At 33.5% G+C, this 25196-nt stretch carries 24 protein-coding genes; 7 read left to right on the forward strand and 17 right to left on the reverse strand.

Features of this window, described 5'->3' with window-relative positions; genetic code table 11:
- Positions 1–83: 83 nt before the first annotated feature.
- From KWG70_RS02070 to panC, 7 genes are all read right to left on the reverse strand, one after another.
- Complete coding sequence (locus tag KWG70_RS02070) at positions 84–653, reverse strand: Crp/Fnr family transcriptional regulator (RefSeq protein WP_230934332.1); 570 nt, start codon at positions 651–653, stop codon at positions 84–86.
- Positions 654–760: 107 nt separating this feature from the next.
- Entirely contained in the window at positions 761–2119 is a 1359-nt protein-coding gene (radA, locus tag KWG70_RS02075) for a DNA repair protein RadA (protein ID WP_230934333.1), read from the reverse strand.
- A gap of 201 nt (positions 2120–2320) precedes the next feature.
- Positions 2321–3502, reverse strand: coding sequence for an alpha/beta hydrolase-fold protein (locus tag KWG70_RS02080; RefSeq protein WP_230934334.1), 1182 nt, complete (start codon positions 3500–3502; stop codon positions 2321–2323).
- A gap of 83 nt (positions 3503–3585) precedes the next feature.
- The gene (locus KWG70_RS02085; RefSeq protein ID WP_230934335.1) at positions 3586–4731 is read right to left on the reverse strand and encodes an alpha/beta hydrolase; all 1146 of its coding nucleotides are present in this window, start codon (positions 4729–4731) and stop codon (positions 3586–3588) included.
- Positions 4732–4767: 36 nt separating this feature from the next.
- Complete coding sequence (locus KWG70_RS02090; RefSeq protein WP_230934336.1) at positions 4768–5721, reverse strand: lysylphosphatidylglycerol synthase transmembrane domain-containing protein; 954 nt, start codon at positions 5719–5721, stop codon at positions 4768–4770.
- A 4-nt stretch (positions 5722–5725) separates the two neighbouring features.
- Entirely contained in the window at positions 5726–6076 is a 351-nt protein-coding gene (panD, locus tag KWG70_RS02095; RefSeq protein WP_230934337.1) for an aspartate 1-decarboxylase, read from the reverse strand.
- 13 nt (positions 6077–6089) lie between these two features.
- Positions 6090–6941, reverse strand: coding sequence for a pantoate--beta-alanine ligase (gene panC / locus KWG70_RS02100; protein WP_230934338.1), 852 nt, complete (start codon positions 6939–6941; stop codon positions 6090–6092).
- A 109-nt stretch (positions 6942–7050) separates the two neighbouring features.
- Between panC and KWG70_RS02105 the strand changes: the two genes are divergently transcribed.
- From KWG70_RS02105 to KWG70_RS02135, 7 genes are all read left to right on the forward strand, one after another.
- The gene (locus tag KWG70_RS02105; RefSeq protein ID WP_230934339.1) at positions 7051–7860 is read left to right on the forward strand and encodes a glycogen/starch synthase; all 810 of its coding nucleotides are present in this window, start codon (positions 7051–7053) and stop codon (positions 7858–7860) included.
- An 11-nt stretch (positions 7861–7871) separates the two neighbouring features.
- Entirely contained in the window at positions 7872–9527 is a 1656-nt protein-coding gene (locus tag KWG70_RS02110) for a DUF4270 domain-containing protein (RefSeq protein WP_230934340.1), read from the forward strand.
- 6 nt (positions 9528–9533) lie between these two features.
- Positions 9534–11381 (forward strand): glutamine--fructose-6-phosphate transaminase (isomerizing), encoded by a 1848-nt coding sequence (glmS, locus tag KWG70_RS02115; protein WP_230934341.1) that lies wholly within the window; start codon positions 9534–9536, stop codon positions 11379–11381.
- A gap of 201 nt (positions 11382–11582) precedes the next feature.
- On the forward strand, positions 11583–14336 hold the full coding sequence (locus KWG70_RS02120) for a TonB-dependent receptor (protein WP_230934342.1): 2754 nt from the start codon (positions 11583–11585) through the stop codon (positions 14334–14336).
- An 11-nt stretch (positions 14337–14347) separates the two neighbouring features.
- On the forward strand, positions 14348–15997 hold the full coding sequence (locus tag KWG70_RS02125) for an SGNH/GDSL hydrolase family protein (protein ID WP_230934343.1): 1650 nt from the start codon (positions 14348–14350) through the stop codon (positions 15995–15997).
- Between the two features lie 179 nt (positions 15998–16176).
- Positions 16177–17685 carry a F0F1 ATP synthase subunit beta gene (gene atpD, locus KWG70_RS02130; protein WP_230934344.1) on the forward strand — a complete coding sequence of 503 codons (1509 nt, stop codon included), beginning with the start codon at positions 16177–16179 and terminating at the stop codon, positions 17683–17685.
- A gap of 17 nt (positions 17686–17702) precedes the next feature.
- The gene (locus KWG70_RS02135; protein ID WP_230934345.1) at positions 17703–17978 is read left to right on the forward strand and encodes a F0F1 ATP synthase subunit epsilon; all 276 of its coding nucleotides are present in this window, start codon (positions 17703–17705) and stop codon (positions 17976–17978) included.
- A 118-nt stretch (positions 17979–18096) separates the two neighbouring features.
- On the opposite strand, the gene KWG70_RS02140 is transcribed toward KWG70_RS02135, so the two are convergent.
- The 10 genes from KWG70_RS02140 to KWG70_RS02185 all read right to left on the reverse strand — a co-directional run bounded on the left by KWG70_RS02140 (position 18097) and on the right by KWG70_RS02185 (position 25144).
- Positions 18097–18513, reverse strand: coding sequence for a nuclear transport factor 2 family protein (locus tag KWG70_RS02140; protein ID WP_230934346.1), 417 nt, complete (start codon positions 18511–18513; stop codon positions 18097–18099).
- A gap of 20 nt (positions 18514–18533) precedes the next feature.
- Positions 18534–19649 carry a nuclear transport factor 2 family protein gene (locus KWG70_RS02145; protein WP_230934347.1) on the reverse strand — a complete coding sequence of 372 codons (1116 nt, stop codon included), beginning with the start codon at positions 19647–19649 and terminating at the stop codon, positions 18534–18536.
- A 104-nt stretch (positions 19650–19753) separates the two neighbouring features.
- Positions 19754–20680 carry a helix-turn-helix domain-containing protein gene (locus KWG70_RS02150; RefSeq protein WP_230934348.1) on the reverse strand — a complete coding sequence of 309 codons (927 nt, stop codon included), beginning with the start codon at positions 20678–20680 and terminating at the stop codon, positions 19754–19756.
- Between the two features lie 125 nt (positions 20681–20805).
- Positions 20806–21246 (reverse strand): LexA family protein, encoded by a 441-nt coding sequence (locus KWG70_RS02155; protein ID WP_230934349.1) that lies wholly within the window; start codon positions 21244–21246, stop codon positions 20806–20808.
- The gene (locus KWG70_RS02160) at positions 21243–22499 is read right to left on the reverse strand and encodes a Y-family DNA polymerase (RefSeq protein ID WP_230934350.1); all 1257 of its coding nucleotides are present in this window, start codon (positions 22497–22499) and stop codon (positions 21243–21245) included. The genes KWG70_RS02155 and KWG70_RS02160 overlap by 4 nt, the downstream gene beginning before the upstream one ends.
- Positions 22500–22542: 43 nt before the next feature.
- Complete coding sequence (locus tag KWG70_RS02165) at positions 22543–23088, reverse strand: GNAT family N-acetyltransferase (RefSeq protein ID WP_230934351.1); 546 nt, start codon at positions 23086–23088, stop codon at positions 22543–22545.
- Positions 23075–23281, reverse strand: a complete 207-nt coding sequence (locus KWG70_RS02170) for a helix-turn-helix domain-containing protein (protein WP_230934352.1) — start codon at positions 23279–23281, stop codon at positions 23075–23077. The genes KWG70_RS02165 and KWG70_RS02170 overlap by 14 nt, the downstream gene beginning before the upstream one ends.
- A gap of 2 nt (positions 23282–23283) precedes the next feature.
- Positions 23284–24093 (reverse strand): DUF2975 domain-containing protein, encoded by an 810-nt coding sequence (locus KWG70_RS02175; RefSeq protein ID WP_230934353.1) that lies wholly within the window; start codon positions 24091–24093, stop codon positions 23284–23286.
- 2 nt (positions 24094–24095) lie between these two features.
- A complete protein-coding gene (locus KWG70_RS02180; protein WP_230934354.1) occupies positions 24096–24620 on the reverse strand; it encodes a DUF2975 domain-containing protein in 525 nt (174 codons plus the stop codon).
- Positions 24621–24622: 2 nt separating this feature from the next.
- Entirely contained in the window at positions 24623–25144 is a 522-nt protein-coding gene (locus KWG70_RS02185; protein WP_230934355.1) for a DUF2975 domain-containing protein, read from the reverse strand.
- Positions 25145–25196 lie beyond the last annotated feature (52 nt).

The following is a 25196-nucleotide window of genomic DNA, read 5'->3' on the forward strand; positions in this document are numbered from 1 at the left end:
ATTAGGGATTATTTTTAGTTATCAACTGATATGCAAACGTAGTTAGTATTCTTTAGAAATGAATTAACCTATGTTAATTTTCGTTATAATGCTTTCCTAATTCTACTTAATTGCACTGGAGTGATGTTTAAATAAGATGCTATTTGGTATTGCGCAATTAGATTATCAATATCTGGTATCTGTTTTTTTAGAATTTTATAACGCTCGGTTGCATTTAAGGACATCGACTCTAATTGCTTTTTTTCGTAGATGATAAAAATGTATTCCAAAACCCTATTATACAGATTACTGAGTTCTACATTAGTATGGCTTAGTTTTAAAAATTCATGAAAATTAATTTCAAAAACTTTACAATCAGTTAATGCTTCATAACATAATAAAGAAGGTTTCTTTTGTAAAATAGAAGAGAATGGTGCTACAAAACTTATAGGAGAAAATATGTTTTTTGTAAACTCTTTTCCAGACTCTAAGGTTTGAACAGCTCTCATTAAGCCTGAAGTTAGGAAAAGTACTTTAGTGCTCATACCTCCTTGTTTTGCTGTCTTTTCCCCTGCTTTAAGCGTTTTTTTCACAGCAAGACCTTGAAGAATCATAAATAGTTCTTCAGAGACATTAAATTTTGACTTTAAAAAATCAAAATTTGGATTGTTCATAATGTAGTACTTAGTGTTGGTATAACGACAAGTTTGAAATTTCTATTGGCGAACACAAATAATACCTACCAAATGACATAAAAAAAGATAATGTGTAAATTATAGCACTAAACAATCCATTCAACTAAGTCTTCAATTTTAGAAATCAATTGAATTTTAATGGATGTCTTTTTTAATGAAATCTTATTGTATTTGGATACAAAAATAGTTGAGAAACCTAATTTTTCGGCTTCTAGAATACGTTGCTCTACACGCTGAACAGGGCGAATCTCTCCAGAGAGGCCAACTTCGGCAGCAAAACAAAAGTCTTTTTGCAAGGCCTCATCTTCATTTGAAGACAAGATAGCCGCTACCACAGCTAAGTCAATAGCTGGATCATCTACCGTAATCCCACCCGTAATATTTAAAAACACATCCTTAGCTCCTAATCTAAACCCAGCTCTCTTTTCTAAAACGGCGAGTAGCATATTTAAACGTTTGGCATTAAAGCCTGTAGCGCTTCTTTGAGGTGTTCCATAAACTGCGGTACTCACCAATGCTTGAACCTCTATCATTAATGGTCGCATACCTTCAAGCGTAGCAGCAATAGCGTTCCCAGATAATTCTTCATCCTTAGCTGAAATTAAAATCTCGGAAGGATTAGAGACTTCCCGTAATCCAGACCCTTGCATTTCATAAATACCAAGTTCATTTGTAGAACCAAATCTATTTTTATGAGCACGAAGAATTCTAAAAACATGATTGCGGTCACCTTCAAATTGTAGGACAGTATCCACCATGTGCTCTAATATTTTAGGTCCAGCTATATTTCCATCCTTAGTAATATGTCCAATCAAAATAACTGGAGTCGCCGTTTCTTTAGCAAATTTGATTAGCTCGGTCGTACATTCCTTAATTTGTGAAATACTTCCAGATGACGACTCTATATAATCACTATGTAAAGTTTGAATGGAGTCGATAATAACCACATCAGGTTGAAGCGTAGTAATTTGTTTAAAAATATTTTGAGTTTTTGTTTCGGTAAGTATATAACAAGTATTAGCACTTGGATTAATGCGTTCGGCTCGCATTTTTATTTGTTTTTGACTTTCCTCTCCCGAAACATATAATGTTTTATAAGGTAGTTTTAATGAAATTTGTAGTAATAATGTACTTTTTCCAATTCCAGGTTCACCCCCTAAAAGCGTTAAAGACCCAGGGACAATACCGCCTCCAAGCACACGATTAAACTCATCATCCATCGTATTTAATCTAGCCTCTTGAGAGGTGTCTATCTCATTTATTTTGAGTGGTTTTGAAATACGTTTTGATGCATTGGACGGTGTTTTCCAATCACTTTTTTCGGGTTTTTGAATAACCTCTTCAGTAATGGTATTCCACTCTTTACAGGATGTGCATTGGCCTTGCCATTTGGCATATTGGGAGCCACAATTTTGGCAAAAAAAAGTCGTTTTCAGTTTAGCCATATTCATTTTCCGAAGACATACGGAAAGATTTGAATTAAAATTTCAGCTAAATTAAACTATTTTTAGTTGATATCTTTAAACCAACTAATGAGCGCTAACATTTTTACGGCTATAGCTTTTGACGGTATATTAGAAAATAAGAATTTCTTTATTTTACGATAAAGCCACTCAAAGAAATAGTCTGTAGAATATATACTTATTTTAGTTTTCTTCATCTTCATCATCTTCTGTTTCTGTATCATCTTCAACCACTTTTAACCCTTCTACATGTGACATAATGAACTCGCGGTCTATATGAGCCATATCCTCAAGGGCAAGAGCAGATTCGTACAATTTGACTGCTTTTTTTGTTTTTCCTAATTTCTCAGCATATAAGGCCATATGGTAGGTGCCAAATGATGAATTAGGGTTTAATTTATTTGCTAATTTCCCAATTTTATAAACCGATTCTAAGTCCTCGCGTTCTTCAGCAACAGTAATCAGTTGTTGAAGCTCTACTTCTGAAATGGGCTTAAAAATTCCAAATAAATCATCGATACGTTTATATCTATCTACAATATAATCGTCTAATGTCCCATCGTAAGGAAACACTTTTTCTTTGAGCTCTTTTTCATCTAAAGGCTTGTACAGCTCAAAAATTCGATCCATTGCCTTTGACAATGCACCAGTAACTAATTGATAGTGAGAATCGCCTTTAAGTTCATCATAATAATACGTTAGCTTTTGATTATCTAAAGCTTTCAAGCTAAGGTCTGTCTCTCTAACAATATCTCTAATAGATTTTATGTCTTTATCTGAAGTTGCCATATAATAAAATATGTCATCCTCAAGCCATTCTAATCGTGTTGCTACATTTTGACTCATAGTTCCTTTAAAGTCAGGACTTATGTTAATGTAAGCTTGAAACACTGGCTTTTCGTGAAATAAAAATGAATTGATAAAATTACCCATAAGATTATGGCCTACAGCAACTTTAAACTTGCTGGTATTGTAATTGGCATCTATGTATGGGATTAACTCTTGATCTACGAACTTGTAAAAACGATCTCCAGACTCAAAAGGCAATCCAGACACCTCATCAAAGTAACTGTCGTAGAAACGCTCTTTACCTTGAACAATACCAACTATAATCGACTCTGGCATTTCATCAAAATGTGTTTGAAAACTCACTTGACCACATACAGGTTCAAATAAATATTCTCCATCAAATACAATAATAACTGGGTGTTTAAGCTCAGATTCAGGATCATAATTATCTGGAAGCTTTATTTTTAAATCTCTTGTAGAGTTTAATTTTCTAGATTCATATTTCTCATAAATAACTTGTGCAGATATTTGAGCACAAAAACATAGAGAGATGACAAAAAGTAAGGCATTTTTCATCTTAAGTAGGTTAATTTAGGGATTGTAAATATACCCAAATTAAGTTAAAATGCCAATTTATTCGATGAAATGCACAATTTTATTTAATCCTGATCTTGAATATCATAAATTAAGTCTAATAACATATCCTTAGATATAAACTCTGATTCTTCAAGTAATAAACCTGATTGATAACTTTGAAGTGCCTTTTTAGTACTTCCTATAAAATCATAATACTGACCTGAGTAATAGGCACTAATCATAGATTCTGAATATTCTTTTCTTGCTAATTTTGATAAGTTTTTAAGTGATTCTTCATCATTTTTCTTTTTGCTTGCAGCAAGAACAGCTCTAAGATCATTCTCTACGACCTTTTTTTCAAATCCATAGAAAAACTCAATATCCTCATATTTTTTCATAAGGTATTCATAAGGACTTCCTTCAAATGTGAGCATTTTTTCTTTATATTCTTTTCGATTTATAGGTTTAAATAAACTGAAAATTTCATTGACTGCTTTTGGAATACCTAGACCAACTAATGAATAATGATCTGCATCTGTAAAATCATCAAATCGATAATGTAGTTTTTGATTCTCAATGGCACTTAATGCTGTATTCAATGCCAAAATATCTTCTCGTAAACTTTTCACATCATTATCGGCAGTTGCCAAATAGTAAAAAGTATCTTCTTCTGTGGTCGATAAGCGTTCTTGTAATCTATTCACCATTTCTGGTGATAAATCTGGGCTAAAAGCAATATAGCCTCTAAATAGTGGTTTCTCTTTAAATAACCAGTAATTTATAAAATTTGCACTTTGATCATGCCCAGCAACGATTCTAAAATTAGAGGTTAGGTAATTGTCATTTATATATGGTATTAACTCCATACCAATAAATTCGAAAAATTGCGCACCACCTTCATCAGAGGGGAAATTAGTTTCTACACTAAAGGATAAATCTTCGTCTCTAGTTTTTGCTTGATTAACACCAACAACAATAGACCTTGGCATATCTCCCCAATACGAATGGTAGTCTGTATTTCCAATCATAGGTTCAAATAAATAATCCCCATCTAATACAACAATAAGAGGATATAGAATATCACCCTCAGGATCGTAATTTCTTGGTAACTGAATCTTAATATCTCGAGATTCTCCTAATTTAGAAGACTCTATGGTCTCGTAAATGACTTGTGAAGTGGCCGTTTTAAAGAACAGTCCACATAATATAAATAAGATAGTTTTATTCATGACAAGCTAGGTTTAATAATAAAGCAAGGTAAAAAATTATTTAATTCTATTATAAATTGGTAGATAAATTAAGGATAATCCTCCTAAAACAATGATCATAAAGGTCTGTGATGACCACATAATCCAACCAAAGGCAATACTAGGTTCTTTGGCAATCGCAAAAATTGAAAAAGCAGCATATACAGCAACTGGATACGATCCAATTCCACCATTAGTTGCAGCAATACTAAAGCTCGCAGAAATAAACCCTATCAAAATAGCAGCCAAAGGTAAGTTAGACGTTTCAGGGATTGCTAAAGTTGTAATATAAAACATAAGGACATACATGGCCCAAATAAATAGTGTATGAAAAATAAAGGCCCATTTATGTTTCATTTTGAAGATACTTAATATCCCTTCAAGTAATCCATTTAAAAATGTACGCACCTTAATTGCAAATTTTGACTGACTTCGTTTTATAAACAAAAATATAAGAGTTGCCAGAACCAAAAGGCCAATTATTCCTATTATAATTTTATAAGGGTCGAATCGTTCGGCAAAAAATTGATAGATAAAATCAAATTCTAAAAAAAGCGTCACGGCAATAATTCCAAGCATAACGACCATATCTGCAATTCGTTCGGCAACGATAGTCCCAAAGCCTTTTTCAAAAGGAACACCTTCATAATTTGTTAGAATCGTCGCTCTTGTAATTTCTCCTGCTCTTGGTATTGTGTAGTTTACTAAATACGTAGCAAACACTGCCATAATACTATTAGGCAACCTCAAGGTATAACCCATTGGTTCTATCATAAATTTCCAACGATATGCGCGAGACAAATGGCTTAAAAAGCCAAAAAATAAGCCAAGACCTATGTAAGTATAATCAGCATTTTTAAAGTAGGTGACGAGTTCTTCAATAGAAATTTTGCTCAAAGAATACCAAACTAAAGCTACTCCTAATAATAAGGGGAGTGTTATTTTTAGGATTTTGCCGGTCTTTTTATCCAAAAGTTTATTTTAAAAGATTAGTCGCTTCATCAGGAAACACCAAAGAAGGCTTAAACACTTTGGCGTCTTCAATATCTATAAACGCATAAGTAATTAGAATAAGTGTATCACCAACAGCTACCTTACGAGCTGCTGCACCATTTAGTGTAATCTCACCACTATTTCGTGGTCCTGGTATACAATACGTTTCTAAACGTTCACCGTTGTTATTATTAACAATTTGAACTTTCTCACCCTGAATAATATTGGCAGCCTCCATTAAATCTTCGTCGATAGTGATACTACCAATATAATTTAGGTCTGCACCTGTTACTTTTACTCTGTGAATCTTAGATTTTACTACTTGAATTTGCATGAGGCAAAGATAATTAATTTAGTGCGATATTATCAATAAGTCTAATATCATCTGCATATACTGCAATAAATGCTCTATATGATTTTTTGTTTGACTTTCGTTTTACTGTTTTTAGGGTTTTTACATCAGCAATAATGAAATATTCTAATTCTAGTAAATCATGCTCGGCAAACTGTTTGGTCACCCATTTTGTAACAGCATTGGCACTTTTTGTGCCAAACTTTTCTTTGGCAGTATTCAACGTTTTATAAATAAACGGTGCTGCTGCTCTATATTCTGGTTTTAATCTGGTATTTCGAGAACTCATCGCTAAACCATCTTTAGCTCTAAATATTTTACAACCGTTAACCTTTACTGGAATATTATATTTTTCAACCAATTTTTTAATAATCATTAGTTGCTGAAAGTCCTTTTCTCCAAAATAAGAATTATCAGGCCTCACAATTTCAAAAAGTCGTTTCACAATAGTTCCTACACCGTCAAAATGACCATCTCTAAATCGACCTTCCATTTCGTGCTCTAAACCATCATAGGAAAATGATGTTGAAATCACATCGTTGCCATAAATATCTTCAACTGTAGGCGCATAAACAATTATTCTTTCTTCGGAAATATTCGAAAGCAGTTCAACATCGCTGTCCAAAGTTCTGGGGTATTTTACAAGATCTTCGTTGTTGTCAAATTGCGTAGGATTCACAAAAATACTTACGGCAACAAAGTCATTGTGCTTTAAACCTTCAATTATTAATGAAGCATGCCCTTGATGTAGTGCACCCATCGTAGGTACAAAACCAAGTGTTTTCTTATCAGACTTAATTGTATCAACAAAGGCTATTAAGTCTGTTTTATTTTTAAAAATAGTCATACAATAACAAAAGTTTAACAGCCTGCAAACTTAATATTTTACTAGCAATCTGCATAAATTTTTGTAATTTTGCATGTTTTTTATTTTTAATTTCTAAAACGATAAATTTATGAAAGATAAGAGAATATTGTATGTGTCATCTGAGGTTGTACCATATTTACCAGAAACTGAGATTTCTTCAATGTCATTTGAAGCGCCTAAGATGGTAAACAAACAAGGAGGACAGATACGAATATTTATGCCACGTTATGGAAATATTAATGAAAGAAGACATCAACTTCATGAAGTTATCAGACTTTCAGGTATCAACCTGGTAATCAATGACCTAGATATGCCGTTAATTATTAAGGTAGCATCAATTCCGAAAGAAAGAATTCAAGTATACTTTATAGATAATGAAGAATATTTTAAAAGGAAAGCAACATTAACTGACGAAGATGGAAAATTATTTGATGATAACGATGAGCGTGCCATATTTTTCGCCAAAGGTGTCATTGAAACTGTAAAAAAATTAAACTGGTCTCCAGACATTATCCATGTTAATGGATGGTTAGCTTCTTTACTTCCTTTATACCTTAAAGAGTTTTATAAAAATGAACCTTTATTCACTGAAAGTAAAATTGTGACTTCTGTATACAATCAAAGCTTTGAAGGAACGTTAGATAAAAACATGATTAATAAAGTGAAGTTTGACAACGTAGACGAAAGTAAAATAGAATCTTTAGCTAACCCTACTTATACCAACCTAATGAAAGTTGCTATAGATCATTCTGATGCATTGATAAAAGGGTCAAGTGAATTACCGAAAGAACTTGATACCTATCTAAGTGCTGCCGATAAACCAGTTCTAGATTATTTCCCATTAGAGGATTTTGCTGACCACTACACAGAATTTTACAATACTAAAGTTTTAGATTAGTAAACACATTTATGAAAAAAAATAAAATTGCTTTAAGAAATATAGCAGTATTAGCACTTTTAATTAGTTCTTTTATTGCTTGTGATAAGGATTTTGCTGATATCGATTCAGATATTATCAACGATGACAATGCAACACATTTTAGTACAACATCTAGAGACTTTGATGTGATAGCATATACGAAGTCTTTAGATCCTGTTCAAACAAATGGCCTACCAATAAACATGTTAGGCATTTATAAGGATAATATTAATGGCGGATTTACAACAGCTAGTTTTGTTACAGAAGTAGAATCATCTCTTATAGATCCAACATTTGGTGAAAATGTAGTTATGGACTCTGTAGTATTAAATATCCCATATTTTAGTAGACCAGTTGAACTTAATGATGATGGAGGAACAATTTATGAGTTAGACTCTGTATTTGGTGGTGGAAAGATTAAATTATCGCTTTTTGAAAGTAATTATTTTTTAAGAGACTTTGATCCTTCAGGTGAAATTAGCGATCCTCAAAATTATTATGCTAACATGAGCACAGGTATAGATTTAATTGATTCAAATCAATTGGAAGCTGTGCCTTTAGAATTATTAGTAGATGAAGACGGAAACACAGATCTAGATTTCGATGAGTTCGCTCCTAGTCCATTACAAATCGAACTTAGAGATGAAGAAGGTGAGTTAACTAATAGACTTGCCCCTGCATTAAGAGTAAAACTTGATACAACATATTGGAGAACGAAAATCATAGACAAAGAAGGAGAACCTGAGTTGAGTAATTCTAATAATTTCAATGATTATTTTAGAGGAATTTACTTTAAAGTTGAAGCCGTAGATGGTGAGGGAAATATGTCTCTTTTGAACATTACAGCACCTGCTTCAAATATTACAATTTTCTATACAAGAGATAGTGATGTTGAAGGAGCAGATCCTATTAATGCGACATACACATTAAATTTTAGAGATAACAGAGTGAATTTTATTTCGAACGATTTTACAATTTCAGATGGAAATGAAACCACTGGTGATGAAAACTTGATTTTAAAAGGAGGTCAAGGTTCTGTAGCAGAAATTAAACTGTTTAATGGAGACGATATTGATGATGACGACACTAATGAGAATGCATTCGAAGCCTTCAAAAATGAATTTGTAGTTACAGATGCTGAAGGTAAATTTGTAAGTAGTAAAAAGCTAATCAATGAAGCTAACCTTGTATTCTTTGTAAATCAATCTATCGTAGATGGTGATGAACCAGAACGATTATATATGTATGATGCTAACAATGGGACACCTCTTGCCGATTATTTCTTAGACAATGCTAACACATCCTTTCCTACGTTCTCTAGAATCAACCACCTTGGACGATTACAACGCGTAGATGATGATCCAACACAAGATGGTGTTAAATATAAAATCAAAATAACAGAGCACATCAATAACTTATTACTAAGGGATTCTACAAATGTTGCCTTAGGTTTAGCCGTTTCAGGAAATATAAACCTTGAAAACAGTAACCTGCTTTTCGATGTTCTTAATGGAACCGATATTGAAGAAGGCACGCCAGTAAGTTCAATTATTACTCCTCGAAGCACTGTATTGTTCGGAAACAACACGTCCAATGAAGAAAAAAAGTTATATTTAGAAATATTTTTTACTGAACCAAACAACTAAATCAATATGTGCGGAATTGTCGGTTACATAGGACATAGAGAAGCCTACCCTATTATTCTGAAAGGATTAAAACGATTAGAATATAGAGGTTATGATAGTGCAGGTATCGCACTATATGACGGAACAGACATCAAGTTGTCTAAAACTAAAGGTAAAGTTTCCGATTTAGAAACAAGGCTGGAAAATGAAATCTCAACTCATGGTTCGTTAGGTATAGGTCACACACGTTGGGCAACACATGGTGTCCCAAATGACATCAATTCTCATCCACATTATTCTAATTCTGGAGATCTCGTAATTATTCATAATGGTATCATAGAAAATTATGAGTCGCTAAAAAAAGAATTAATTAAAAGAGGTTACAATTTCAAATCTGATACAGACACCGAAGTTTTAGTTAACCTCATTGAAGACGTTAAAAAGAATGAAAACATCAAACTAGGAAAAGCAGTACAAATTGCTTTAAATCAAGTTGTAGGTGCTTACGCTATTGCTGTTTTTGATAAAAACAAGCCTAACGAAATTGTAGTGGCCCGCTTAGGAAGTCCTCTAGCAATTGGTGTTGGTGAAGATGAGTTTTTCATAGCAAGTGATGCCTCTCCTTTTATTGAATACACAAAAAATGCGATTTATCTTGAAGATGAAGAAATGGCTATTGTTAGACGCAACAAAGGTGTAAAAATCAGAAAAATAAAAGACGATTCTTTAGTAGATCCATATGTTCAAGAACTTCAATTAAATCTTGAGCAAATTGAAAAAGGTGGTTATGAACATTTCATGTTAAAAGAAATATACGAACAACCTAGTGCTATCTTAGATACATTTAGAGGGAGGCTACTCTCTAATGAAGGTATTATAAAAATGGCGGGTATTGAAGACAACATGAAAAAATTCTTAAACGCGCACAGAATTATTGTTGTCGCTTGTGGTACGTCATGGCATGCTGGATTAGTATCTGAATATATTTTTGAAGACTTAGCTCGTATTCCTGTAGAAGTAGAATATGCCTCTGAATTTAGATACAGAAACCCTGTTATCACCGAAAATGATGTGGTCATTGCGATCTCACAATCTGGTGAAACCGCAGATACACTTGCCGCCATTAAATTGGCAAAATCTAAAGGAGCCTTTGTCTTTGGGGTTTGCAATGTTGTAGGTTCATCCATAGCTAGAGAAACTCATGCAGGAGCATATACGCATGCTGGTCCTGAGATTGGTGTGGCATCTACAAAAGCATTTACCACTCAAATTACAGTACTAACTCTTATAGCACTTCGTTTAGCTAGAGCAAAAGGCACCATATCAAGTTCAGACTATAGACATCATTTGATAGAGTTAGAGTTGATTCCTGAAAAAGTAAAAAAAGCACTAGAGTCTGATGCTTATGTAAAAAGTATTGCTGCTATCTATAAAGATGTCCATAACTTTTTATACTTAGGAAGAGGTTACAATTTCCCTGTTGCTCTCGAAGGCGCATTAAAACTTAAGGAAATCTCATACATACATGCCGAAGGGTATCCTGCTGCTGAAATGAAACACGGACCTATTGCATTGATAGATGAAAATATGCCAATAGTAGTTATCGCTACTAAAAAAGGACATTATGAAAAAGTGGTAAGTAATATTCAAGAAATAAAATCTCGAAAGGGAAAAATTATAGGTATTGTTACTGAAGGAGACAAACAAGTAAAAGATTTAGCCGACCATGTTATTGAAGTTCCAGAAACTATTGAGTCGTTAACACCTCTATTAACTACAATTCCTTTGCAACTATTATCGTATCATATTGCTTTAATGCTTGGTAAAAATGTTGATCAACCTCGTAATTTAGCAAAAGCGGTTACTGTAGAATAAATAAGACCTTAATTATTACCTTATATACTGAAGCTGAAAATGTAAAATTCACATTTTCAGCTTTTTGTTTTATAAAATATTCAAAATACACTCGTTTTTTTTGTTAAAAACTATTATGCATGCATACTTTTTTTAATTTTTTTCATTTCAGTATCATTTAATTATTTATATTGCTTTACTAAATTTAACTAATTCCCTAAAATGAAGACAATTTTTAAGATTATGATGCTGTTTTGTTGTGCATTTACCTTTGCACAAACAACAGTTAAAGGTAAAGTCGTTGACAATAATGGTATTCCTCTAGCAGGAGCCAATATCCTTGTTGTAGGTACGACTACTGGAGCGATTACAGATTTTGATGGTAACTACACCTTAGTAGTCAATCAAGATCCTCCTTTTTCAATTCAAATAAGTAGTGTTGGTTTTGATACCGTTACTAAAGAAGTAACTACAAATCCTCAAACCATAGATGTTACTATGATTGAAGGAACGTCTCTAGATGAAGTCGTTATTTCGGCTTCAAGAACTCCAGAACGAATTTTTGAATCACCAGTAACTGTAGAGCGTTTTGGTCTAAAAGAAATTAAGAATACAGCTTCGGCCGATTTCTACGGAGGTCTCGAAGATTTAAAAGGTGTAGATGTCAACACCAACAGTTTAACATTTAAATCTATCAACACAAGAGGTTTTGCCACATTTGCAAATACTAGATTTATGCAGTTAGTGGATGGAATGGACAACTCTACTCCTGCCTTAAACTTTCCAATAGGTAACTTGGTTGGTATGACAGAAACCGATGTTCTAAGTGTCGAGCTTCTTCCTGGTGCCTCTTCTGCCCTTTATGGAGCAAATGCTTTTAATGGTATCTTGTTTATGAGAAGTAAAAACCCTTTTGATCACCAAGGTATTAGTGGTTATATCAAAAAAGGTATTACATCTCAGGAGTCTGCAGGAGACAACGATTACACAGATTTAGGCTTTAGAGCAGCCTATAAATTCAGTGATAAATTCGCTGCTAAAATCAACTTTGGTTACCTAAAAGGAACAGACTGGGCTGCAACTAGTGAGGTCGATAATGATATGGTTGGTGGAACAAGAGCTACCAATATAAACTATAATGGTATTAACGTTTATGGTGACGAAGTATCAGCAAATATTAGAGGATTAGCTGGTGGTGCAGGTATCGTACCTGATGTGTCGGTAAGTAGAACAGGTTATAACGAACGTGACTTAACGAACTATAATGCCGAAAGTATCAAAGCAGATTGGGGATTATACTATCGCCCAATTGAAGATAACAGTTTAGAACTATCTTACGTAGGTAAGGTTGGAACTGGATCAACAATTTACCAAGGAACAAATAGATATAATATTAATGGGTTCTTCCAAGAACAACATAAACTTGAAGTTAGAAATGACAATTTCTTCTTGAGAGGTTATTTAGTTGCAGATAAAGCAGGAGATTCTTACGATATGGTATTTACAGGAATTAACATTAACAGAGCATGGAAAAGTGACGAACAATGGTTTGGAGAATATATTAACACTTATGTAGCTCAAACACTAGGAGGTGCAACTGATGCACAAGCACATGCTGCTGCAAGGGCTCAAGCAGAATCTGGACGTTTTGAACCAGGATCGCCTGAATTTCAAGCAGCATTTGAAAGAAGTATCGATGACCCAGATTTAACTACTGGATCAAAATTCCAAGATGCTTCTAAATATTACCATGCCGATGGTAACTACAATTTTAGTCATCTGACTGATTTTGCTAATATCCAAGTAGGTGGTTCTTATAGACGCTATAGTTTAAATTCTGGTGGAACAATCTATACAGATACTGATGGTCCTATTGACTATTCCGAATTTGGGGTTTACACTCAAATACAAAAAGAATTTGACCTCAATGAAACCATGGAATTAAAATTAACAGGATCTGTTCGTTATGATAAGTCTGAATTTTTTGACGGTTTCTTCTCACCAAGATTATCAGCAGGTTTAACAGTTAATCAAAATCATAACATAAGAGCTTCTGTACAAACAGGATTTAGAAATCCAACAACTCAAGATTTATTTATTGGTTTAGATGCTGGTAGAGCTATTTTAGTTGGTGCAGCTCCTGACAACTTAGAAAGATATGTTAGAGATTATTCTATTAGTGCAGCAGGACAAGCCTTAGGCATTCCTTCTACAGTAACTCAAACTGGTGGAGCTGCTTATAATAATTCTTATACATTAAGCTCTGTGTTGGCGCTTCAAGCGTCAGGAAACCCTGCAGCACTTGAAATTGGTAACCCAAGTTTGGTAGAACCAGAACAAGTGATTTCATTTGAAGCTGGTTATAGAGGGAAATTCGATAAATTAATTGTAGACTTTAGCGCATATTACAACAAGTACAAGGATTTCATTTCTCAAGAAGTTGTGATCTCTCCATTATATGGAACCGTTGGTGATGGATCTTTATCTGTTGCCGCAATTGCAAACGGTGATTCTCAAGCTTACAGTACTTATACTAACTCTGATGCTGATGTTAATTCATATGGAGCTTCTCTTGGATTATCAACTAAAGTATTTAATGGTTTTGATTTAGGTGGAAGTTATACCTTCACAAAACAAGATTTTGATCAGGCTGCTAATCCAGATTTCATGACAAACTTTAACACGCCAGAGCATAAGTTTAAAGCTTCTTTTGGTCATACTGATTTATTCAAAAACTTCGGTTTCAACATTGCTTATAGATTTAGTGATGACTATTTCTGGGAAGCAACTTTTGGAGAAGGTGTTGTACCAGAATTCCATGTCTTAGATGCACAAATAAATTATAGAGTCCCTAGTTTAAAATCATCATTTAAAGCTGGTGCTACTAACTTAACAGGTGATGAATACTTTACTGCTTTTGGTACTGGATTTATTGGATCTATGTACTACGTATCTTGGACGATTAATAACTTATAAAAATTACAATAATGAAAACGATAAAATATATTCTATTATCTGCGGTCCTAATTGGATTTACAGCTTGTAATGATGAAGAGGATTTTGACATGACTGAAGAAGCTGTCGAACTACCCGCTTTAACTGCTGGATCTGCAAACTTATCAAACTATGTTGCTTTAGGAAACTCTTTAACAGCTGGGTTTACAGATAACGCACTGTTTATTGCTGGTCAACAAAATTCACTCCCTAATACCTTATCGCAACAGTTTGCATTAGTTGGTGGCGGAAGTTTCACACAACCATTAGCCAGTGACAATGTTGGAGGTCTTATTTTAGCTGGTAACCCAGTTTTAAATCCAGTGACTGGTGAACGATTATTCGCTCCTAGATTAGCTTTTGGAGGTGCAGGGCCTGTTCCTTTAGAAAGTTTAAATCCTGCTGCAATGTCTACTACCGATTTTGCTTTAAACAACCCAACAGGACCATTTAACAATCTTGGTGTTCCGGGAGCATTAAGTTTCCACTTACTTGCCAATGGTTATGGTAACCTAGCAAATTTCCCTACTGCTGCAAATCCTTATGCGATTAGAATAGCAGGAAATACCGATGCTTCTATATTAGAATTAGCTATGGCACAATCGCCATCATTTTTCTCATTATGGATTGGGAACAATGATGTACTAGGGTATGCAACTTCTGGTGGCGCTTCTGGCGCTTTAACAGATCAAGGAACTTTTGATTTTGCTTATGGCACATTAATTAGTACGTTAACATCTCAAGGTGCTCAGGGCGTTGTAGCCAACATTCCTGATGTGACCTCTATACCATTTTTTACGACAGTACCTCATGACCCACTTGACCCATCGAACCCAAGTTTTGGTCCGCAAATACCAACACTAAATGGAATTTTCGGTCAAATCAATCAGGTATTTGCTTTCTTAGAAAGTCAAGGAATTCCAAATGCAACAGATCGTCAAATCGTTTTTTCTGAAACTGCAGCAAGTCCTGTTGTGATTAGAGACGAGAGTTTAATGGATCTAGCTGCTCAAATTACTGGTGTATTGAACGCGAGTCCAACATTCCCTGCCTTTGTACAATCGTTTGGATTGCCTGCTGCTGCAGCTCCTCAAGTCGCTGGTTTGTTAGGATTTGTTTACGGACAAGCTAGACAAGCCACTCCAGATGACTTAATGGTACTTCCAAGTTCTTCTATTATTGGAACAGTTAATGAAGACTTTGCTGCATTTTTAGGTACGCAAGGATTACCACCTACTTTAGCAGGTCAATTTGCTGTAGAAGGTGTATCATTACCTCTAGAAGACAAATGGGTATTATTACCAACAGAGCAAGCTGAAATTGCACAAGCAACTTCTGGTTTTAATGCGACTATCGCTGCTAGTGCTAGCCAAGCTGGTTTAGCATTTGTAGATGCTAATGCTTTACTTAATCAATTAGCTAATGGCGGACTTGCAACTGGGGACTTTATCTTAACATCTAGTTTAGTAACTGGAGGTGCATTTTCTTTAGATGGAGTTCACCCAACTGCTAGAGGATATGCTTTATTAGCAAACGAATTTATGAAAGCAATTGATGCCACTTATGGATCAAATTTTGAAGCTTCTGGTAATTTTGTAGATGTTGGCGAATACCCAACAAATTACTCGCCTGCATTGCAATAAAAAAAAGACAAACTATAATTAAAAAACACCTCTATTTGATGTTTCAAAATGGAGGTGTTTTTTTATACATAAAAAAGCATTAAAATTTACTTTAGTTTTAAATTAAAAGATATATCTTTGCAGCGCGAAAAACGAATGTTTTTAGCAATCGAAATATCTAAACATTAAATACATAAGTAATGTCAAAAGTTACAGGTAAAGTTGCACAAATAGTAGGTCCAGTTATCGACGTTGAATTCGGAGCTGGCGCTGAACTTCCAAAAATCTATGATTCTCTAGAAATTAAAAAAGCTGATGGTTCTATTTTAGTACTAGAAGTACAATCTCACATTGGTGAAGATACTGTACGTACTATTGCGATGGATTCATCTGATGGTTTAAGTAGAGGTACAGAAGCTACTGCAACTGGTGCTCCTATTCAAATGCCAATTGGTGGAGATATCTACGGACGTCTTTTCAACGTAATTGGAGATGCAATTGATGGTATTGGAGATTTACCGAAATCTGGTGATAACGGTTTACCAATCCACAGACAAGCACCTAAATTTGAAGATTTATCAACATCAACAGAAGTTTTATTTACTGGTATCAAAGTAATCGACTTAATTGAGCCTTATGCAAAAGGTGGTAAGATTGGTTTATTTGGTGGTGCTGGTGTAGGTAAAACAGTATTGATTCAAGAGTTAATTAATAACATTGCTAAAGGACACGGTGGACTTTCAGTATTTGCTGGTGTAGGTGAGCGTACTCGTGAGGGTAATGATTTACTTCGTGAAATGTTAGAATCTGGTATTATCAAATATGGTGATGACTTTATGCACTCTATGGAAGAAGGCGGATGGGATTTATCTAAAGTTGATAAATCTGCAATGAAAGATTCTAAAGCAACTTTCGTTTTCGGACAAATGAATGAGCCTCCTGGAGCTCGTGCTCGTGTGGCACTTTCAGGATTAACTATAGCAGAATATTTCCGTGATGGAGCTGGTGACGGACAAGGAAAAGACGTTCTTTTCTTCGTAGATAATATCTTCCGTTTTACACAAGCTGGATCTGAGGTATCTGCATTATTAGGTCGTATGCCTTCTGCGGTAGGTTACCAACCAACATTAGCAACCGAGATGGGTGCAATGCAAGAACGTATTACATCAACAAAGAAGGGATCTATTACATCTGTACAAGCGGTTTACGTACCTGCAGATGATTTAACCGATCCTGCTCCTGCGACTACCTTTGCTCACTTAGATGCAACAACAGTATTGTCTCGTAAGATTGCTGAGTTAGGTATCTATCCTGCGGTAGATCCGTTAGATTCTACATCAAGAATCTTAACTGCTGATATCTTAGGTGACGATCACTACGATTGTGCACAACGTGTAAAAGAGTTATTACAGCGTTATAAAGAATTACAAGACATTATTGCCATCTTAGGTATGGAAGAATTATCTGAAGAAGATAAAATGGCTGTAGGTAGAGCAAGACGTGTTCAACGTTTCTTATCTCAACCTTTCCACGTAGCTGAGCAATTTACAGGTATTCCTGGTGTATTAGTTGATATTAAAGAAACAATCAAAGGATTTAACATGATTATGGATGGTGAATTAGATCACTTACCAGAAGCTGCTTTTAACCTTAAAGGAACTATCGAAGAAGCTATCGAAGCTGGAGAAAAAATGCTTGCAGAAGCTTAATCTAAAATTACAGAACTATGCTTTTAGAAATTGTATCACCAGAAGCCACACTATTTAGTGGAGAAGTAACTAGCGTTACTGTTCCGGGTGTTATGGGTGAATTTGAAATGTTAACTAATCACGCACCTATCATCTCATTACTAAAAGAAGGAAACGTGAAAATTAACGGTAATATTACTCTTGAAGAAGAGGTTGAATCTTTATTCAATAAATCTGATAGAGGGTTTTGGCTACCTATCACTTCTGGAACAATTGAAATGAAAGATAATAAAGTAATTGTATTAGCAGACTAAGACATTATTTTATTTACATATATATAAAACGCCAAACATTATGTTTGGCGTTTTTGTTTAATTGACTTTCATTAATAAATAAGTCCCATAAAACAATACGCTTCATGTTACTTTAAAATTATTTTCCTTTTCTAAAAAATATTTTACTTACTACTTTCCACTCGCCATCAATCTTGATCAAATTCATATAATCTATAAAACTAAATTTCTCATAATCTATTTCTAATTTAGCATTAGCCACATTTCCTGTGATATTGATATAGGCGATACGTGTTTTCCGATCTTGCTTTGGACCAGGTTTTACTGCTTTCTTAAAAAACTCTAAGGCATTAACCTCCTTATACTCACCATTTCGTATATATTTCATTGTGGCATTCTTATGAAACGCTTTTTTAAGCGTGTCAAAATCGTTGTTGGTTCCTCCATCCAAATAATAAGACACAGTCTGTTCTACTAGTTTATACTCTGAATCTTGAGCTAAAGTAATTGTTGACATACTTAAGCATAGTAATAATGTAATGATTGATGTTTTCATTGTTTTTAAATTTAAAATGATTATTGTTTTTGTAATCTTGCTATAACTTCTTTGGCTACTTTAGTAGATGAGGACGGGTCTTGTCCTGTTATCAATCGGTCATCTAAAATATAATAACTATCCCAACCCGTCTTTGAATACTTAAAATCTCCTCCATGCTGTTTAATCTTTTCTTCTATAGAAAATGGAAATTCTTTATAATAAGCTTTTTCTTTTTTCTCAAGTATGTCTGGATAACCATTTACTTTTCTATTCGCAACCAAATAGTCTCCGTCACTAGTTTTTAAGTTAACTATTCCAGCTGTACCATGACAAACCGCTGAAACAATACCATTTTGCTCATAAACTGCCATTGAGATATTTTGAATCTGTTTGTTCTCAGGAACTTGATACATAGCAGAACCGCCTCCAACATAATACACCGCATTATAACTTGAAGCATTAATTTCATCTGGAGATTTAGTATAGGTTAGTCGCGTCATAAATTGATTATTGGTATAATATTGACGCTGTAGACTATCTTTTGCATTATAATAACGCCCTAGATGAATTGCACCTCCATGAGGCGTCATAAAGTCTACATGATAATTATTATTTATAAAAGTGTCGTATGCATATATAATTTCTGAAAAGCTTACACCTGTCTCTATACTTGAATTGCCATAAGTTTTGGCATTGGACATGATAAATAAAATTCGTCCCTTACTTTCTAAAGGAGATCTCGTCGCTGTTTTGCTTATTATCTTCCAACTGTTATTTGTTTTTTTGAGCAAAAACAAATCTATGAAGTAGAGTTTAGGTTCTGGCATAATAATCTCCACTTTAGCTGTGGCAATATCATTATGAACTTCGATCTCTAAAATATTTCCTATTCTACCAGCAAAAGTTCCTGGCTTATTCTTTTTGAATAAATCTGAATAGGCCTCAGGCGAAAACAACACAGAGGTTCCATCACCTTTGGTAAGGTACAAAGTAGCATCTTTTGTAAATGCGCTTTTAATTTGTTCTGGTTGATTAAATGAACTCCCGTTGATATAATCATGTAATGTTTTACTTATGGCAAATTCATCTGCTGATTGGGCAAACAACATACCTATTGAACAGCATAAAACAGCTGTTATAAATTTTACTTTCATTTTTCGTTTTTTATTGATTGAAAGTAAATCTCTAAAAACGAATTAAAAATGTGTGCTTAATTTATAACTGATATGTCCAGAATTATAATTTTGGAGTAAAACAACTATGAAAACTGCTTTTTAAATTCAGCAGGAGTAGTTCCTGTTAACTTTTTGAATGTTGCATAAAATGTTGATTTAGAACTAAAACCTGCTTCCAAACCAATAGCCTCTAGCGTAAATTGATCGTTCTTTTGAAGAAGTTCTTTTGCTTCCTCTGTTCGCAATGTATTTATATGTTGCGCAAAAGATTTTCCTAAGTTATCATTTAATAATTGAGATAAATAATGTGTAGATACTTCTAATTCGTGAGCAATATCTTTAAGTTTTATATTGCTGTTTTTATACAGTTTTTTCTCTTCCATTATAGCATCAAGTCTTTTAATAAAGATTTCTGCTTCGGTGTTCTCTATTTTTTTTGATCCATATTTTGGTTCAGCTTCAGTAAATATTTCCTTTCTATTTTTTCTAAATAACAAAAAGAATATCACTAAATATAACACTACAGAAAATGATACAGCTCCTGAGATATACCAACTTTTTCTTCCTAACATATAAGCTAAATAAATGACAAACGCGCTAATGTAAACCACCAGTAACCAGACTTCAGAAGTGGTACAGGATTTATATTTTTTAATGAACTTTTTTAAAACATGTCTCAACAGATATCCAGACAATAACATATAAATTCCCCAAGTGTAGTAAATAAAACGTATAAAATATGCATTCCAAAATGCACGTTCACTTTTATAGGGTTTCAAAATTCCTACAACAACTATAAAAATGAGCAAAATAGTGATATGGATTTTCCAGGAATTGGGCACCTTTTTTATCTCGTCAAGAGACGCTTTTATATAATAGAATAGCATAACACCTATTAAAAAGCAAGCAGACAAACCTATTTGAATATAGAGCAATACGTCATTCTCATTATAAACCATATACACCGACTTACCAATTCTAATACTTAGCATTAAAACTAGTAATCCCAAAAAGTAATTAGGTAAGCGGTTTTTTTACGAAAAAAGAGAAGGTAAAAACTTAATAAAAACCCATTAAAAACACCTAAAGCGCTGAAAAAAAATAACAGTTGATTGGAGGTATCCATTAAGGTCTACTATACTTTTTTAATGACATTGGTAACAATACCCCAAATTAGAAAATTATTCTCTTCGGTGATGTTAATAATTGGATAATTTGGGTTTTCTGGTTGCAACCACATTTGGTTATTAGAAACACGTAACCGTTTTACAGTAAACTCGCCATCTAAAAAACAAACAGCTATTTTATTATTTGCTGGTTCAAGACTTCGGTCTATAACTAATAAATCATTATCCTCTAGTCCTGCTCCAATCATAGACTGCCCACTCACGCGAGCATAAAATGTGGCTTCTTTATTTCGAACTAATTCTTCATCTAGAGATAAGCGTTGTTCTTTAAAATCGTCGGCTGGTGAAGGGAAACCTGCTGAAATCCCTGCGTCAAACAATTGTGCAGCAGCACCTTCTATGACTTCTGGCGTGAAAAAAGTTAAACTTTCTGATTTGTGTGTTATCATTTTACTACAATAATATCGTTAATATTCGTGGTATATTTTGGTGATAATCGCTCTTGACGCATTTTCCATGTACGTTTTAGATCTTGATTACCTAATTTAATTTTATGACTTTTATACTTTGTATTTAAACTATCAATCGATTGCATCAATGGTTGATGTTTAGGGTTTTCAGCATCAAACAAATGTAATTGATGATTATTGGTTGGCACCAAGCCTGTGACTATCACTCCTGCTCTTTTGTACTTTATTCCTGTTTTAAAGATAGACATTACTGCATTGATTGCATAATTACTTATAATTAAAGATGAGTTTGTTGGGTAAGATAAACTTATACTTTTACTTGCGCGATGTTGTTCTAAATCTTTTTTGTGTCTATCACTACTTAGCATTACAATAATCATGTGGCAACTCGATCCTTGTTTGCGCAGTTTTTCGGCACAACTGGTCGCAAAAGTAGAAATACGCTCTTTTATATTCTCAATATCTGAATAGGTATATTCAAAGCTACGTGTTGTTGCTATAGCTCGTTTATTTTTAGGCTCATCTAATAAAATTTTAGAGTTTCCTTCTAAATCCTTCTTTAACTTCCATTCGGTAATAGAAAAAGTTTTTCGTACCCAATCATCAGATAATTGTGTGAAATCATAAGCAGTTTTACAACCTTTAGCTTTTAGTCGTTTTTGTAGGCCATATCCTATTCCCCAAACAGCTTCTATTTTAATCCATTTTAAGGCTTTTAGACGTTTGTCTTCAGAATCTATCACATAAACACCTTTTGTTTGCTTCGGAAATTTTCGAGCAACTTTATTAGCTACTTTGGATAAGGCTTTTGTTGGAGCTATACCAACACAAGTTGGAATGCCTGTCCATTTTAAAATACGGTGTCGCATCTCATTTCCGTAGTCATTAAAATTATAGTTTTCAAAACCTTTAAATTGTAAAAAAGCTTCGTCAATACTATACACCTCAACATCTGGAGTAAACTGACTTAGAATACTCATAACACGACTACTCATATCACCATACAAAGGATAGTTGGATGACAATACATGAATATCATTGACCTTACAAAAGCCTTCCCATTTAAAAATAGGTGCTCCCATTGGCAAGTCCAACGCTTTTGCTTCATCGCTTCGTGAAATTACACAACCATCATTATTGCTAAGAATTGCAATTGGTTTTCCTCGTAAATTAGGGTTAAAAACACGTTCGCAAGACGCATAAAAATTATTACAATCTACAAGTGCAAACATATGTGTAAATATACAATAAAATGTTTGAATTTTACAATTCTATTTAAATAGACAAACAAATAAGTTCCCAGGTATCGCCATTAGAGTTGTAGGTTTTTAACAACTCAAAGCCTATAGCTAAATGCGCATTTGAAGACCGCACATTTTTAATATTTACTTCAGTAATTATGACATCAAAATCTGGTTTTAAAACTTGAGACATAAATTGATACAAGCCTCTAAAAATACCTTGCTTTCTATAAGCCTTAGACACACATACTTGTCCCATCACTATATAGTCTTGTGTCTCTGGAATAATCGATTCAATTTCATCAAACATAGGCACCAATATGGGAATCTCATCTTTAAAATTTCTGGTCATACACAGTACATAACCAACAACAGTTTCTTCATGCTTTGCTATAATATGGGCACATGAATCATTCATACGCTTTAAAATATCAAAGGTATGATGAATGGTAACATAGCCTTCCTTTTCCTTTTCTAAAGCTGTTATCTTTTGAGGAAGATTATCGCTTTGAAGTTTCAAAATAGCTTCTAATTCTTCGTTGGTTTTTACTCTATGATATGTGATTTTAGGTTTCAACATATTCCAAAATATCTGCAGGTTGGCAGTCTAAAGCTTCACAAATTGCCTCTAAAGTAGAAAATCGAATTGCTTTTGCTTTACCAGATTTTAAGATAGACAAATTAGCAGTTGTAATACCAATAATCTCAGCCAATTCTTTGCTTTTCATTTTTCGCTTGGCAAGCACTATATCTAAATTTACAATTATTGGCATACTTAAATGGTTAATTTATTTTCTTGTTGCATTTTACTACCAGACTTTAATAGTGCGCTAAGAACAATAAGTGAAAACCCAACTAAAAATAATGAAAAATCAAAATCTAAACGCGAACTCATGGTTATATCTACATAGTTTAAGCCATCATTCAATGGTTGTATACCAATATCTGTTAGCCACATCCCTAGAATAGAATTAATTATTACAGAGAGTAGAACCTTAGAAATCATTATTACGCCTAACATTTGTATTAATTTATATAGCTTTTGAGAAAATTCAATAGTGATTCTTAACATCTTAAATATATTCTTTAGAAAGAAGAAAATAATAATTAAAATAATAAAGTTCATATAAGTTCTAAACACAATAATCACTTTATTGAATAGTGTTTTAGGTTTTATATGCACATGACCATCACCTCTAAACACATTAGAAGTCAGTTCGAAATTATCTCCCATTCCATAGTTATTGATACTTACAACAGCCTTAAAATTTAAGGAATCTTCTGTAGTTATTGAATTAGCATATTGAGGTATAGTAGCGTATGTTTTCTTCCCTTTATCATCAATCCCTTCTTTATAATCGGTAAACAGTATATTATTAAACATTGGGCTTTTAGGCTTGATTTTAAATTCAACAGGCATCTCGTAACCAAGTGCGCTATTAAACTTAGGAGAGAAATTACCCATTTTGCCATCATCAGTAAAAGCTTCTGTAGCTAATGCAAATCCAAAAGCTATAATTAATAAATAAAATGAAATGCTACATATTAAAAATAATATATCAGCAAGAGCAGTTCCTGTTTTCATAATTATATGGTTAATTCGTTTTCTTCTTCGGCTTGTTTCCCGCGTTTAAAAATTTCGGCAAGAATGAAAAATGCCAATCCTGCTGGGATTAAAAATGTAAATTCGGCTTTAAGTTCGTCAAAGAAGTCAAACGTCGACTTTCCTATTGCAGCCATAAGAAACCTCAACACCAACACACTAATTGTATACTGAATAAAAATGTTTCCTATCTTCTTAAAGTATTTAATATTATTGTCACTAAAATAATGGCCTTGATCGATCTCTTTTAGAATAGATAAGAAATAAGAAAATCCGTAAATGAGATACCCTCTCCAAAAAAATAAACCAGCACTAATCGCATAATAACTCCATTTAATTGCATTCTCTGAAGTTAACCAGGTCTCATTTTTATCTGCAACTTTTGCCCAATTTTGAAACTCTTTAAACTGGTTAAAATCAAACTCACGCATATCATTGAGTAATACTGAAATTGCCGTTAGCAAAACACCCCAAGTAATAATTGTTAAAATAGTTGTATTGTCTTTCATGATTATATAGTTAGTTCGTTTTCTGATTGAATGTCAATAGCACGTCTATATAAAGACGCTATAATAAATACGACGCCAGCCATAAATATATAAGCAGATGCTTCTATATCTAATTGAGTAAAAACCACCTTGGACGCTAACCAAGTTGTATAAGCCTTTCCAATAATTCCTAACACGCCAACACCCAAAGCCACATAACTTATCTTGAAAATTAAAGCCATCACGACATCATTAAATGGATGATTAAAATCCATGTGCTTAAACACATGTATCAACAAATAGAAGATATAAGCTTTTAAGCTTGCCATGAATACAAGTACTAGAACGGCACAAATAAAGTGAGTGCTACTAAATGCATATATGTTTGAAAGATCAATACCCATATATAAATCTTTGGTTGCATTTGTGTTTCCAGAAAAACTCATCATAGCTACAATAGCTATAGCTCCTGCTTTAATACAAAAACCGATAAACACAATCCATGACACAATGTTCATGGTCTTAAAAATTTGTTTTGTTTTCATTTAATTATCGTTTAACGATAACAAATATATAAAAATTATTGATAAACAATAA

The sequence above is a fragment of the Psychroserpens luteolus genome, assembly GCF_021032705.1.
In the GTDB taxonomy this organism is placed as follows: domain Bacteria; phylum Bacteroidota; class Bacteroidia; order Flavobacteriales; family Flavobacteriaceae; genus Psychroserpens; species Psychroserpens luteolus.

Excerpts from the sequence above, each read along its gene's own strand:
- KWG70_RS02180 (WP_230934354.1), bottom strand. The coding sequence starts at position 24,620 with ATGAAAGACAATACAACTATTTTAACAATTATTACTTGGGGTGTTTTG.
- KWG70_RS02160 (WP_230934350.1), bottom strand. The coding sequence starts at position 22,499 with ATGTTTGCACTTGTAGATTGTAATAATTTTTATGCGTCTTGCGAACGT.
- KWG70_RS02145 (WP_230934347.1), bottom strand. The coding sequence starts at position 19,649 with ATGAAAGTAAAATTTATAACAGCTGTTTTATGCTGTTCAATAGGTATG.
- glmS (WP_230934341.1), top strand. The coding sequence starts at position 9,534 with ATGTGCGGAATTGTCGGTTACATAGGACATAGAGAAGCCTACCCTATT.
- KWG70_RS02085 (WP_230934335.1), bottom strand. The coding sequence starts at position 4,731 with ATGAATAAAACTATCTTATTTATATTATGTGGACTGTTCTTTAAAACG.
- KWG70_RS02105 (WP_230934339.1), top strand. The coding sequence starts at position 7,051 with ATGAAAGATAAGAGAATATTGTATGTGTCATCTGAGGTTGTACCATAT.
- KWG70_RS02140 (WP_230934346.1), bottom strand. The coding sequence starts at position 18,513 with ATGAAAACATCAATCATTACATTATTACTATGCTTAAGTATGTCAACA.
- atpD (WP_230934344.1), top strand. The coding sequence starts at position 16,177 with ATGTCAAAAGTTACAGGTAAAGTTGCACAAATAGTAGGTCCAGTTATC.
- KWG70_RS02175 (WP_230934353.1), bottom strand. The coding sequence starts at position 24,093 with ATGAAAACAGGAACTGCTCTTGCTGATATATTATTTTTAATATGTAGC.
- KWG70_RS02165 (WP_230934351.1), bottom strand. The coding sequence starts at position 23,088 with ATGTTGAAACCTAAAATCACATATCATAGAGTAAAAACCAACGAAGAA.
- KWG70_RS02135 (WP_230934345.1), top strand. The coding sequence starts at position 17,703 with ATGCTTTTAGAAATTGTATCACCAGAAGCCACACTATTTAGTGGAGAA.
- panD (WP_230934337.1), bottom strand. The coding sequence starts at position 6,076 with ATGCAAATTCAAGTAGTAAAATCTAAGATTCACAGAGTAAAAGTAACA.
- KWG70_RS02070 (WP_230934332.1), bottom strand. The coding sequence starts at position 653 with ATGAACAATCCAAATTTTGATTTTTTAAAGTCAAAATTTAATGTCTCT.
- KWG70_RS02170 (WP_230934352.1), bottom strand. The coding sequence starts at position 23,281 with ATGCCAATAATTGTAAATTTAGATATAGTGCTTGCCAAGCGAAAAATG.
- KWG70_RS02110 (WP_230934340.1), top strand. The coding sequence starts at position 7,872 with ATGAAAAAAAATAAAATTGCTTTAAGAAATATAGCAGTATTAGCACTT.
- KWG70_RS02080 (WP_230934334.1), bottom strand. The coding sequence starts at position 3,502 with ATGAAAAATGCCTTACTTTTTGTCATCTCTCTATGTTTTTGTGCTCAA.
- KWG70_RS02120 (WP_230934342.1), top strand. The coding sequence starts at position 11,583 with ATGAAGACAATTTTTAAGATTATGATGCTGTTTTGTTGTGCATTTACC.
- radA (WP_230934333.1), bottom strand. The coding sequence starts at position 2,119 with ATGGCTAAACTGAAAACGACTTTTTTTTGCCAAAATTGTGGCTCCCAA.
- KWG70_RS02125 (WP_230934343.1), top strand. The coding sequence starts at position 14,348 with ATGAAAACGATAAAATATATTCTATTATCTGCGGTCCTAATTGGATTT.
- KWG70_RS02155 (WP_230934349.1), bottom strand. The coding sequence starts at position 21,246 with ATGATAACACACAAATCAGAAAGTTTAACTTTTTTCACGCCAGAAGTC.
- panC (WP_230934338.1), bottom strand. The coding sequence starts at position 6,941 with ATGACTATTTTTAAAAATAAAACAGACTTAATAGCCTTTGTTGATACA.
- KWG70_RS02185 (WP_230934355.1), bottom strand. The coding sequence starts at position 25,144 with ATGAAAACAAAACAAATTTTTAAGACCATGAACATTGTGTCATGGATT.